The 13,420-nt window shown below is 59.5% G+C and carries 7 protein-coding genes; all 7 read right to left on the bottom strand.

Translation table 11 applies throughout. The features are described from left to right. Positions 1 to 133: 133 nt before the first annotated feature. On the bottom strand, positions 134 to 1,039 hold the full coding sequence (locus BN5935_RS10455) for a hypothetical protein (RefSeq protein WP_064976062.1): 906 nt from the start codon (positions 1,037 to 1,039) through the stop codon (positions 134 to 136). Between the two features lie 13 nt (positions 1,040 to 1,052). Then, positions 1,053 to 2,696: a RagB/SusD family nutrient uptake outer membrane protein gene (locus tag BN5935_RS10450; RefSeq protein ID WP_064976061.1), complete on the bottom strand. Its 1,644-nt coding sequence runs from the start codon at positions 2,694 to 2,696 to the stop codon at positions 1,053 to 1,055. Positions 2,697 to 2,702: 6 nt separating this feature from the next. Next, a complete protein-coding gene (locus BN5935_RS10445; protein ID WP_082944104.1) occupies positions 2,703 to 5,822 on the bottom strand; it encodes a SusC/RagA family TonB-linked outer membrane protein in 3,120 nt (1,039 codons plus the stop codon). Positions 5,823 to 5,919: 97 nt separating this feature from the next. Beyond that, positions 5,920 to 7,695: a hypothetical protein gene (locus BN5935_RS10440; protein ID WP_064976060.1), complete on the bottom strand. Its 1,776-nt coding sequence runs from the start codon at positions 7,693 to 7,695 to the stop codon at positions 5,920 to 5,922. Between the two features lie 32 nt (positions 7,696 to 7,727). Next, positions 7,728 to 8,801, bottom strand: a complete 1,074-nt coding sequence (locus BN5935_RS10435; protein WP_064976059.1) for a fibrobacter succinogenes major paralogous domain-containing protein — start codon at positions 8,799 to 8,801, stop codon at positions 7,728 to 7,730. An 824-nt stretch (positions 8,802 to 9,625) separates the two neighbouring features. After that, the gene (ald, locus tag BN5935_RS10430) at positions 9,626 to 10,732 is read right to left on the bottom strand and encodes an alanine dehydrogenase (RefSeq protein WP_064976058.1); all 1,107 of its coding nucleotides are present in this window, start codon (positions 10,730 to 10,732) and stop codon (positions 9,626 to 9,628) included. A 90-nt stretch (positions 10,733 to 10,822) separates the two neighbouring features. Further along, positions 10,823 to 13,246 (bottom strand): TonB-dependent receptor domain-containing protein, encoded by a 2,424-nt coding sequence (locus BN5935_RS10425; protein WP_064976057.1) that lies wholly within the window; start codon positions 13,244 to 13,246, stop codon positions 10,823 to 10,825. Positions 13,247 to 13,420 lie beyond the last annotated feature (174 nt).

Raw genomic sequence — 13,420 nt, 5'->3', positions numbered from 1 at the left:
ACAGCGCGGGCCACAGACAGAGTCGATTTTGTCGGCTCTGTCGGGCGCCGCCTATCCATGCGAAAGACCTATCTTTCGCAAATATAAATAAAAATTCTTAAATAATCGCCTAAATCGCTTATTTACCGCTCCTTTATGGCAATGTAACGGTCAGCGGATAGGCTCCGTCGTTGAGAAATCCGTATTGGTATTCGGGCAGACAGTAGACCGGATAAAGCTGTAACACTTTGTCCGACAGCTTTTTATTTTCCTTGTTGTAATCCGAAAAATCCTTTCCCCAGATATATTCACCCGGATAATAGGCATAGGCCGTATATTTCGCATTGACCATCATGCCCGTACAGAACGGTTCGTAAGTGATCTGCCCGTTGGCATCGACGGCAAACTGCACATAGGCCGACGGGGTTCCCATCCAGCCGTTCTCGGCATACTCCTCCTTGATAAGCCCCTCGGTATAGGGGTCCATCACGCGGTAAATCTCCGCCTCCCGAGCCCGGTAAATGTCGGCCTTGTAGATGCCGTCGAAGACGCAGGCATCGTGGTAATCGCACTTGCCCAGATAATCGAACGTCAACTGGCGGCTCACGGACAGCGTCACCTGATCGCGCTTCGAAGGGCTCAGGGAGTCCTTGATCGTCAGGCGCATCTTGTATTTGGTGGTGATGCCCAGCAGGTCGAGGTTCGTGAAACGCACCAGCGCATAGGCCACCTTCGCCCCGTCGGCGAAGATCACCCGCTGGGTGGTCAGCGAGAAAATGCCCGCGGGATCGGCATCGGACCAGTACGGTTCGGAAGCCCCCGCCTTGGAGATGTCGTACTCGAATTGCAGCTCGGCGACCTGCATGTCCTCGGTGCCGCGGTAGATCGGCACGAGAATCTGGTTGGCATTCGCCGAACCGACCTCCACATTGAGCACCGAAGCCGCAAACCCGAAGCCCGAACTGCCCGAATAGGTCGTTTTCTTCACGTCGTCACTGCATCCGGACACTGCGGCAAGCGCCGCGACGGCAAGCAGCGCAACCATATGGAATGATTTCATCGCTTATACGCATTTAGGATTGAACATAGGGATTCTGATCGGCGGCCGTGATGTTGGGGTTGTTGTCGATCTCGGCCTGCGGGATCATCATGATGCACTCGAGATAGTCGGCCGGGAAACTGAGGTACTCGGCATATTTGCTCAGGTAATTGGTGTGGTTGCTCTTCTCACCGTTCACCTCCCAATAGCGCGTCCACCCCTTCGCCAGACGCAGGATGTCGAAGATGCGCCCGGCTTCGCCCCACAGCTCGATGCGGCGCTGGAGGATGATCTCGTCGAGCAGGGTCTTCACGACGCCCGTCGTGGCGAAGGTCTGGGTGCCGCCCGTCAGCGTCTCGATGCGCTTGGCATATTCCGTGTCGCGGCGCGAACCCAGTTCGAGCAGCGCGCTGCGGGCCTCGTCCTCGTATTCGGCACCCATACGGCACAGCGCCTCGGCACGGATGAGGTAAGCCTCCTCCAGCCGCATGAAGATATAATCGCCCTTGTGCGCCTTCTGGTCGGCCCATTGGAACTTGTGCTGGTTGTAGTTGATGTTGGCGCCGTAGCTCCAGTCCTCGGCCGGAATGCCGATATTGCCGTTCCACCACCCTTTGCGGACATCGGTGTCGGGAATCTGGGCATAGAGCCAGTTGCTGATGCACTTGGGCGTCTCGGCCGCATAGTAGACATCGGTGCAGGCGTCCATGTTGGAGAAGAACGACGCATAGACGGTAGACTGTTCCGAGAGCATCTCCGCACCCCACAGCACCGAGCTCGAGGCCACGGAGTTGAACGGCGTCTTGCCCGTGGTCCAGTTCCTCGTCGCGTCGTCGAACGTGCCCTTTATGACCGTGGCGTCGGTCCTGCTGAGCAGCGAACGGCCCGGTTTCTTCATCGCCTCGGCAGCGGCCTCGGCGGCCGTCGGCCAGTCGTTCTGCACCAGCGCGACACGGGCTTTGAGCAGACTCGTGGCGTAGTAGTCGAGGTTGGAAATGTGCTCCTGCGCGATGCCGCACTCCTCGAAACGCGTCAGGGCAGCCGTCAGGTCGTCGTTGATCTGCGTGTAGACCTGCTCCACCGTTCCGCGTCCCTTGCCTTTCGATGCGCTGGTCGTGGGTTCGGTGTACACGGGTACCCCGGGCCACGTCTCGTGCTTCTTGTAGGTCTGCTGGAACGACTGGATCAGCATGAAATAGGCGAACGCCCGGGCGGCGTAGGCCTGCGCCATGACGCATTTCAGTTCGTTCTCATCCCCTGTGGCGGTATGCTCGACCGAAAGGATGTAGTTGACGTTGCTGATGATCTCGTAAAAGTATTTCCATGTGAAGTAACTCCGCCAGATTTTGCTGGTATAGCGTACACGGGCCTCGTAGTTGTAGTCCTTCCAGAACCATCCGGGACCCTGCGCCGTCTGGATCATGTCGTCGCCCATCACCTCGGCGCACAGCGTCACGGCCATGTTGCCGAAGCACTGGTGGGCGTTGGCCGTCACGAAGTCGATGCGGTTATACATCGTGGAGTAGACTCCGTTCATGGCCACCTTGACGGCGTTGACATCCTTGAGGATCAAACTTTTGTCCACCTCGTTCGACGGATCGGTCTCCATCAGGTCGCCGCAGCCGGACAGACCGGCGCAGGCCACGAGGCAAAGGAGTATGTATCTGATTTTTTTCATCGCGGTTTAGAATTTTAAGTCCACACCCAGCGTGAACGTGCGGTTGGGCGTATAGGAATAGGAGGTCGACCCCGTGAAGCTGGCCTGCGGGTTCATACCCTTCAGGTGGGTGAAGATCCACGGGCTGTCGGCGGACAGGTAGACGCGCAGCGATTCGATGCCGACCTTGCCCAGCACTCCTTTCGGCAAGCTGTAACCCAGCGAAATGTTCTTCACGGCGAAGTACGAAGCGTCGACCAAGTAGCGGTCGGTGATCTGCGTCGAGGCGGTGGTCGTCGTGCGCGGCACGTCGGTCCTCTGCCCCGGGGCGGTCCATGTGCGCAGGGCGTTGCGATGGTAGGTCTGCCCGACGAACGACGGCTCCATCATGGCGTTGTAGATCGAGTCGTAGATCTTGCCCCCGAGCGAATAGGTGAACAGCAGCCCCAAATCGAAGCCGCGGAATTTCAGCGACGACGAGATCGAACCGTAGATGTCGGGAATACGGCTGCCCTGCAGGTATTTGCAACCGGCGGCCACGGTAGCGTCGTTGGTCATGTACTCCGAGCCGGGCTTCATGCTGCCGTCGGCGTTCTTTTCATAGGCCCAGTAGAGCTGCTCGCCGGTGGTCGGGTCGACGCCCGCGCTCTTGGACATATAGAAGGTGTTGATCTCCTGCCCCTCGCGGATGATGTAGACGCCGTTGACGATGTCCTCGCCGTTGTCGGTGAGCTTCAGGACCTTGTTCTTCAGCGTGGAGCCCATCACCGTAACGTTCCAGCGCCAGTCGCGTGTCGAAATGATGTCGGCGCCCAGCGTGATGTCGAAACCGCGGTTGACAATGCTGCCCACATTGGCGTAATAACCCGGGAAGCCGAGCGAAATGGCCATCGGGTACTCCAGCAGCAGGTCGGTGGTCTTGCGGTTGTACCATTCGACGGTACCCGTAAGGCGGTCGAACAGGCGGAATTCGACGCCGACGTTCAGGTTGCCGTTTTTCTCCCACGTCACGTCCTTGTTCTCGATCGAGTTGATGACCGCACCCGACTGGTTGGCATTCGGGTAGTTCATGTCGTAGAGCGACTGCCATGCGTAGTAGGAGCCGAGGTTGTCGTTGCCCTGCACGCCGTAGCTGGCCTTGAGGGTGATGTTGTCGATCCAGCTCACGCCGTTCAGGAATTTCTCCTGCGAGATGCGCCACGAAGCGCCCACCGACCAGAAGGCTCCCCAGCGGTTCTCCTTCTTGAAACGCGAAGAGGCGTCCATGCGAAAGCTCGCCGAAAAATAGTAGCGGTCGGAAAAGTCGTAATTGACGCGGGAGAGGTAGGAGTTGATCGAATAGTTGTCGGAAGCCGAATTGGCCTCGGCAAGTGTCGAACCCATGCCCAGATCGTCGTAGTCGGCAAAGGGGAATCCGGTGCGCTCGGCGATGATGTAGCGCATGTTGTAGTTGTAGAACTCGTGGCCCGCCATGACATCGATGTTGTGCCTGCCGATCTGCGTCTTGTAGGACACCAACTGGTTCCATGTATAGCTCATCATGCGGCTGCTCTCCTTGGTGAGACGGCCCGTGCCGGCGGCGTTGCCCGAATAGGGATTGTAGTTGGTCGTCTCGTAGGCGTTGACGTTGTCCACGCCGATATTGGAGGTGAATTTCAGCCCTTTCCAGTTGAAGCCCACATAAGCGCGGGTGCTGACGTTGTCGGTCAGCGTATAATAGTCGTCGTCGAAAAGCGTCGCCACCGAGTTGCGGTTGTTCTGCGCCCCGGCCGGACGCGACGAGCCGTAGTCGAAGACCTTTTTGTCATCCTCGTACACGGTGCTGCCGTCGGGATTCTTCTTGTAGACCGGGTAGATCGGGGCCATCAGCATGGCCGAATACCAGACATTGGTGTTGTTGGCCGTGCCCTCCGAGCCGAGGAACTGGCTGTCGGTGTGCGCATAGTTGACGTTGGCACCGAAATCGAGCCATTTTTTGGGCGAGAAATCCGCACCGACACGCACCGTATAACGTTCGAAACCCGTGGTCTTGAGCGTACCCTCCTCGTTGAGGTAGCTCAGCGAAGCGAGGTAACGGCTGTTTTTGCCCGAACCGTTGACCGAGACCTGATACTCCTGACGAACCGGGCATTTGGCCTCGGCCTCGTCGAGCCAGCTCTCGTTATATTTCTGGCGGGCATCCTTCACGATCTTGCCGTTCGAGTCGAAAAGCTGCCCGATCTCTTTGTCGTAAACATTATAGATATTGTCCGTGCCGAGTATCTGGCGTGCAAGCCGGTCGGCGGTCATCCCCGCAGCTACGGACGGGAGGTAGCCCTCCGTATAGACCAGATCGTTGTAACAGGCCAAGTACATGTGTTCCATATATTCGCGGGCCGACATCGTGTTGTAGGAGGGAATGGCCCGCGAGCTGACGCCCACCTTGGCGCTCAGGTGTACGCTGAGCGATTCGCCCCGTCCGGCGTTCTGCTTGGTCGTGATCAGGATCACGCCGTTGGCTCCGCGGGCGCCGTACAAGGCTCCCGCCGAAGCGTCCTTGAGCACCGACATCGACTCGATGTCACTGCTGTTGATCGAATTCAGGTCGCCGTCGAACGGTACGCCGTCGACCACCAGCAGCGGGGAGTTCGAAGCGTTGATCGACCCGAAACCGCGGATGCGCAGTTCGGCGCCGCTGCCCGGCTGTCCGCCGCCCGAGGTCGACATGACGCCTGCGACCTGTCCGTCGAGCATCTTGGTAACATCGGTCACGGGACGGTCCTTGAGCTTCTCGGCCGTGACGATCTCGGCCGAGCCGGTGAACGTCTCCTTTTTGGTCGTTCCGTAAGCCACGACGATCACCTCGTCGAGCACCTTGTTGTCGGCGGCCATCTTCACATCGATCACGTCGGCCGCGCCGACCTTGTGTCGCTGGGTAGTCATGCCCAAGAACGAGAAAACGAGCGTCTGCCCCTGCGAAGCTCTGATCGTATAGTCGCCCTTGAGCCCGGTGACCGCAGCCGCGGTCCCGTTCTCCACCGTGACGGCAACGCCCACCACAGGCGATCCGTCGGCGGCATCGGTCACGGTGCCCCGCACCATGCGGGACTGGGCCTGCACGGCGCAGATCGCCACACAGGCTATGACTGTTGCCAGAAATCTCTTCATTTCATGCTGTTTTAAGCGGGTTTGAATTGCTGGTAAAAAGGGTTGCCCGCCACTCAGGCCGGCAACCCCTCAGATTTCTACACTTTCAGGTCGGTCATCACTCCTTGATGCAACGTACCGAAGAACCGTACGGACGGTTGAGGCCCGTCTCGCTCGCCGGATTGCCCCATGCGAGCATCTCCATGATAGCCAGTGTGTTCTGACATGTAGCGGTGTTGTAATTGGCACCTCCGCCGACACCGTTCAGATCTCCCTTGTTGCAATCCTTCTTGCCGGTGAAGGGAAACCAGTACTCCTTGCCCGAATCGGCCTGCTTGTAGCGGAAGCCGATGCAATAAGCGTCATCGTACTCGATGAACCATGGATAACTCGAATCGTAGGGCTGCCCGTCATTGAGGGCGCCCGCTTTCTTGTACTCCTTACGGAATCCCCACGGAGCACCCGCTTCGGGAACCTTCCAGCCCTCGGGACACGGGTCGTACTTGGTCTTGTAACCCGAAACGCCGCCCCACAGATCGTGGTTCTGACGCTGTGCGTCGTCGGTCAGCCAGTCCACGACGGGCCATGCCGAACTGGGTGCGGAATAGAATGTGTTGGGATTCTGGATCGACAGCAGAAGATTGGTGCTCTCGTAATCGCTCGACGGATAGGTCGGACGCTCCTCGCTGACCTCGCGCACACGGTTGCCGTCGATGTCGTATTTGAGCACATAAACCGAAGACTCCGTACCGTCGGCACCCACGAACGGGTCCTTGCGGCCCCACTGGTAGAGCAGGCCGAGCGAACCTGCATCGTATTTCTTGGCATTTTTGGCACCGAGGTTCCGGTCCATGAAGGTATAGCTCGTACCCGTCGATTTATCGGTCCAGACGAACGGATCGCTCATCGGATCGTAGTCGGTGACCCAGACGTGCCAGCTCCAGACGATCACATCGTCGAGTTTGGCGGCAACGACGGCGTTACCCACGATTCCGGCGTTGAGCTGGACGACCACTACCTTTTCGGAGCTGTTCGCCGAAACGGACTTCACCATGCCTTGTGCATCCTGCCATACGAGCGCGGCGTTGTTGAAATTGAGTTCGGTCGTCGAGTTGCCTTCGACAGCCTTGATGGTCAGCGTGCTGCCCGGGGCCACGATGTGACAGTTGGCGGCATTGGCGGCGGTCGATATCTCGACGATCGTCAGCGTCGCCTCGAGTTTCGCGGTGCGGTTATGGTTGTCGGAAATGGTCATCGACAGCGCAAGCGTCGGGGTGAGCGCAGCCGGGGCCGTCACCTTGATCTTGCCCGAGGTCTTGTCCGAACCCCACTCGCAGGTGGCGTTCCAGCCCGACGTAGCGGTCAGGGTCACATCCGAGGCTACCGTTGCCGTACCGATGCCCGTCACCGTGAACGGCAGTTCGAACGAGCCGCCGGGTTTGGTGGCCATCGACTTGATGTCGGCGCTCAGCGCAACGGCGAGCTTCTCCGAAGCGCCCACGGTCACCGAAGTCTGGGCCGTCGTGGTGCGGTTATTCTTACTATCGGTAACGGTCAGCGTCACGGTGATCTTTTCACCGTCGGTAATTGCTGGGGCCGTGAATTCGACCGATCCTGCATAGTTGGCGTCGCTGGTGACACTTGTCGTGGCGGCCGTATTGGAAGGCGTGGCGCTCAGCGCGAGCGTGGCTCCCTCGACTCCGGTCACGGTAAAAGGCAGCGAGACGGTTCCGCCGGCCTCGACCGAGAAATTATCCGACGAAAAGATCGCTTTCAGTTCCCCGAGCTTCGGACCGTCGTCCGAATCGTCCGAGCCGCACGACACGATGGTCGCGGCCCCCGTCAGCAGCAATGCGGCAAGCAGACTCTTGCCGAGTTTGTTGATTAAATTCATATGTATTAGGGTTTAAAAATTTTGAAATCCGATCAGAGTTTCACGCAGCGCACGGGAAGTTCGTATCCTTGGGAGAATCCGCCCGTGTAGCTGACCGAGGTCGGCGAAACCGTCGTTCCGAACGAACGGAAATAGGCCGCATCCACCGTCGACGACCATGCTTTGCCGCTGGGCCAGTTCGTACCGATACCGTTCGAGTAGCCGCCGCCGTGGGCGATCTCGCCCTGCGAGGGGAAATAGAATTTCGTGGTGCCGTCGGTCGAGACATTGCGTCCCAACTGATCCTTGTTCGCAGGCGACTCGACACCGGCGGCAAAGACGATCTCTTTGGTCACATCGGCATCGTTATAGAATTTCCAAGCGGCCTGCGGAGCGACGCGCCAGCCTGCCGGACACGGGTCGTACTTGGTCTGCGTGCCCGACTCGGCACCCCAGAGGTCCTTCATGGCGTCGGTGGCGATATTGGCCTTGACGGTCGTGAGCCAACTGTAATTGCCGCCGCTCACACCCGAATAATGGGTCAGCGGATTGGCGATCGAATTGGGAATGTTATCCTCGGCGGCGCAAGCCTCGACCGTGCGCGTCACCTCTTCGCCGGCCATATTGTACATGGCTTTCAGCTTGCCCTCGTAGTTCGAGGTGCCGAACGGGTCCTTGCGGCCCCACTGGTAGAACAGACCGTTGGAAAGATCGCTGCCCGGCTGGTTGCTGACGGCACCCACATAGCGGTCCATCATCTTATAGGTGACGCCGCCATCGGCATCGGTCCAAGTCATGACGCTGGCATCGGGATCGAAATCGGCCACCCAGAGGTGGTAGCTCCACACGACGGCTCCGTCGGCGTTCTTGACGGCGACGACGGCGTTACCGCTCACACCTGATTTGAGAATTGCATACACGCAGTTCTCTTCAGGGGCGGCTATGAGTTGTTCGACCAGTCCTGCGGCGTCCTGCCACAGGAGTTCAGCCGTCTTGAAAGCGGCTTTTTCGGTCGTGTTGCCGATATTTGCGGGGAATTTCACAAGGGCTCCGGGAGCTGCTATATAGCAGTTGGCGGGGGTGGTGATCTCGGTGAATCCGTCGATGAGTTTCGAGGATACGGTCACCGTCCCGGTTGCGGAACGCTGTGTCTTGGAATCGTCGACCTTGAGGGTGATGGTGACGGTAACGGGAGAAAGGATGAGATCGGGTGCCGTTACCGTGATGACTCCCGATCCGGGATCGGATGCGGAAAGAGTCGCTGCGACCGTGTATTCGGTCTTGTCGGGCGTTGCCGTGGCGGTCAGTTCGGCGTTCTTCGCCTCACCTACCGTAAAGGGGATTTCTAAACTCTGCCCCTGTTCAATGACATATTCTCCCGCGAGGGGGGGGGAATTTTGACAGTCAGATCCTTGATGGGATCCTCATCGTCCTTGCACGACGCAAAGAAGCCGACGAGCAGCAACATCCCTGCGAAGGAAAGGTTCTTGGCGATTTGTTTCATGACTCTTGTTTTTTATTGCCGCCCGGTTTCTGAGGCAGCGCTCTATATTCAGTCGATACGGGAAACCGTCGCCCGGCACCCTGTATCCGGGAACACCCGAACACCGCCGAACCTCGTACCTAATATAATATAAGGAACCTAATTGCCTGCCGCCATGTCAGTCCCGGGACACGTCCTTTGATTTCGGGACCCTTTTGTTACGATCTGTAATGAAAATCCGCCGTATTCCTAAGAATCACGCGATATTTCAACCCGTTTTCACACGGTTTGAAACAAAAACGAATGTCGTAACCCACTCGCTTACTTGCAAATATACAAATTATTCAAGAATTTCAAAAATAATGATGACGAATTTTCGGGCAATATTTTACGATTTACGACATTACGGCGGCTTTCCGGACTATCGACGGTCCGGAAGACCGCAGTAAGGATCGCAGAACGACGGCGTTACAACGCCAGCGGCTCGTAAGGCAGCCCCCAAGCGTCGGCCACGGGTTTGCAGACCACCCGGCCGCCGACGATGTTCAGGCCCAGTGCCAGCTCGGGATTCTCCTTCGCGGCGCGGCGCCAGCCTTTGTCGGCCAGTTGAATGGCATAAGGAAGCGTGGCGTTGGTGAGCGCGAGGGTCGAAGTGCGGGGCACGGCGCCCGGAATATTGGCCACGCAGTAGTGGAGCATCCCGTCGACATAGTAGACGGGGTCTTCGTGCGTGGTGGGGCGCGAGGTTTCGAAACAGCCGCCCTGATCGATGGCCACGTCGACCATCACCGTACCGGGCTCCATATCTTTCAGCATGTCGCGCGTGACGAGTTTCGGGGCTTTGGCGCCCGGAATCAGCACCGAGCCGATCACCAGATCGGCGTGCTTGAGCTCCTGACGGATGTTGTATTCGGAGGACATCAGCGTCTTGACGTTCTTGGGCATCACGTCGGCCAGATAGGTCAGCCGTTGCAGCGAGATATCGCAGATCGTGACGTCGGCGCCCGTTCCGGCGGCCGTGCGCGCAGCGGCCGTACCGACCACCCCGGCACCGATCACGAAGACCTTGGCGGGTTTCACACCCGGGACACCGCCCAGCAGGACGCCTTTGCCGCCGCGGGGTTTTTCGAGGAAATAACGCCCCTCCTGCGCCGCCATGCGGCCCGCGACCTCCGACATCGGGATCAGCAGCGGCAGCGAACGGTCGGCGCGTTCGACGGTCTCATAGGCGCAGCAGACCGCCCCGCTGTCGACCATCGCCCGCGTGAGGGGTTCGCTGCTGGCAAAATGGAAATAGGTGAAGACCAACTGGTCGCGGCGGATGAGCTTGTACTCGGGGGCGATGGGCTCCTTGACCTTGATAATCATTTCGGCCCGGGCATAGACCTCTTCGATCGTGGGGAGCATCTCGGCCCCCACACCTATATAATCATCATCGGTAAAACCGCTGTTTACACCGGCCGCAGCCTGCACATAAACCTTGTGGCCCCGCTTCACGAGCTCCTGAGCGCCCGCAGGGGTAAGAGCAATGCGATTCTCATTGTTCTTGATCTCTTTTGGAATACCGATAATCATGGTTTTGGAAGTTTTAGGGTTCTTTCGCCCCTACAAAATACGAATTTCGCGGTAAAATCCAAAAAAATCGGACGTTTTTTTACCAACGGGTCAGAATCGGTAAGAGATTGTAAGATAGAACGAACGGGGCCACGCATAGGTGCAGCGCGTGGCGTGGGGCGTGTAGAGGGTATCGTCGCCCGGCCGGATGCGGCGCACGCGTAACGATTCGTAACCGCCGTAAGGCGTATCGGCGTCACCCAGCAGGTTGCGGAGCATCAACGCCGCGGTCAGCCGCGAACGGTCGAAATAAAAGGATTTGAACAGCGAAGCATCGAGCGTGAAGGCATCCGCCAGCCGCTCCTGCCGGGTGAAGGCCTCGAAAGCCTCGCGCGTGATGCCGCCCTGCCCGGCGATGCGGTCGGTGCGGCGCAGGGCCATCGGCTCGACATAGCGCCGCCCGGCATATCCCGCCGAAGCGCGGCAGCCCCACCCTCTCGACCCGAACCATGCCAGTTCGGCCGTGGCGGTCAGTTGCGGGGCCCCGCCCGTCTCACAACCTCCCATGCGGCTGACGGCGCGCAGGTCGACTGCCGAATTATCCACGTCGGAGAGCACCGTGACGACCGGGTCGCGGGCGTATTTGTAACGCCCTGCCGAGGCTGCCAGCGACAACCGCCAGCGGTAGGACAAGCGGATATCGGCGGCGGCCTCGATGCCGTAGGAGAGGCGTCCGATCCCCGTGACGGCCATGTCGCAGTAGACCGAGGCCATGTCGTCGTAATAGCGGCGCGTCTCGGTGCCGTCGAGCGTCAGCACCGCGAAAACCGTCGCCTGCAAGTCCAGAACGGGTCCCGTGAAGCGCCAGCCGAGTTCGGCGGCATAGGTACGTTCGGGCACGGGATTGTCGACCGTGCGGTTGTTATAGAGAGGTTGGTAAAAGAGGTTCTCCGCTTCGGGCATCCGGGCGTCGGCCTGCACGGCGGCTTCGAGGTAGCAGCGCGGCGTGAAAGCCCAGCCGGCAAGGGCCCGGAAGGCATAGGGCGTGAAGCGCATCACCCGCGAACGGCCGTAGGACTGCGCTCCGGGAAAGAGCTCCTTCTCGTAGTGGCCCCGGCGGCTGACCGCCCCGCTGCCCAATTCGGCGGAGAGATCCGCCCGGAAACGGTCGGCGCGGTAGTCGGCCTGTGCGTGGATCAGGGCCGTGCGGGCGGTGAGCGTATAGTCGTAGCCGAAGCGGTCGCCCGCGCGGATCGTGCGGTCGGGATGCCGCAGATCGTTTTGCAGCAGGTTGCTGTAGGTGTCGTCATCGACGAGGAAACGGTCGATGTCGGTGATGTACTCCGCACCCAGCAGATCGCGCATCTGCCGGTAGGAGCGCGTATTTTCGCGGCGGAGGGCAACGCCGTAACGGAGCGTCAGCCGGCCGTCGACATCGGTGGTCAGGAGGGCGTTCGCCGAGAGATTGCAAAGCCGCTCGGCACGGTCCTCCAGCGCATAGACCGCGTGTCCGGCGGCCATGCGGTTGCGGCGGATCAGCTCGTCCCAGTCGACCTGCGTATAGTGCGTGTCGTTCGAACGCCACGCCAGCTCGGTCTCCCGGTCCCCGGCATAGCTGGGCAGGTAGCGGTAGTTGTCGGGCATCGGCGTCCGGGCGTCGTACCAGTCGAGCATGCTGTATTTCGAAACGCCCGCTTCGGCGCCGAACGCCGCCGTGAGCGAGGTCGCGGGCGACAGCGGAACCTCATAAGTGACAACGGCCAGCGGGATCGTCTCGCGCCGCACCCGGGAGTTGCGGACCCGGCCGTCCTGAAAACCCCACGCCGGGTTGTAGAGGCGGTCGCCCGTCAGCGAAAAGGCTTCCTCGGAGGAGGAGAGGCGCGTGCCCCGCGTCGAGGGCGGCACGATACAGAGCAGGGCGAGTTCATGCCCTTCGCCAAAACGTTTGGCAAGGCGCAGCCCGGCGGTCAGGGCGTTGGTGAAGACCCCTTCGACGTGCATGTCGCGGCCCGTGCGGGCATCGGCAGCGGCCGAAAGGCTCCATCCGTCGCCGAGAGTCTTCGCGGCGGCTACTTTGGCCCCGAAAAGGTAGTTGCGGTCGGTGAAGCGCACCGAGGCGAGGTAAGGTTGCAACGACTCCCCTTCCGGAAACCGGAACAGCCTCACACCGCCCGCAGGGCCCCACTCCCCGGGCACCGGAGCAAGTCCTGCGTAGCGCTCCTCCCCGGCCCCCAGCAGACGCAGGAGCGAAAGATAACGGTACGGCAGGTCCACGCCCGAGAGCGACGTGCGCGCGGCGCGGTAGTCCAGCCCGCGACGCTTGTGGGCCACCTGCGGCAGATTGAAATCGGTATGGTCGCCGTAGAGGTCCGAAACGCCCTGCACGGCGCGGTAGAAGATCGCGGAATCGGTCGTGAGCACTTCGCGCCGCTCCTCACGTTCGGCATAGGGATAGTATTCGTCGTCGGGAGACTGAGCCGCAGCCTGCAGGCTCGGCAGCAGAAGAAACAGCAGGCAGCAGCGACTTTTCAGCATCTTTTTGCGACTTTACGAAATACAAAGATAAGAAAAAATCGAATCGGATGCGGTACGGAGAAACGGTGCGCCCCATGAAAGTATCGTTGCGGCACCAAATACCGCAAAAATACTTACAATTTGAAACCAAATCATAGGCATTACGACAAAATTATAAGATTTATATAAATAAAA

The organism is Alistipes provencensis, from assembly GCF_900083545.1.
In the GTDB taxonomy this organism is placed as follows: domain Bacteria; phylum Bacteroidota; class Bacteroidia; order Bacteroidales; family Rikenellaceae; genus Alistipes; species Alistipes provencensis.
The sequence above is the reverse complement of the archived record's forward strand: the minus strand, read 5'-3'. Positions and strand labels throughout refer to the sequence as shown.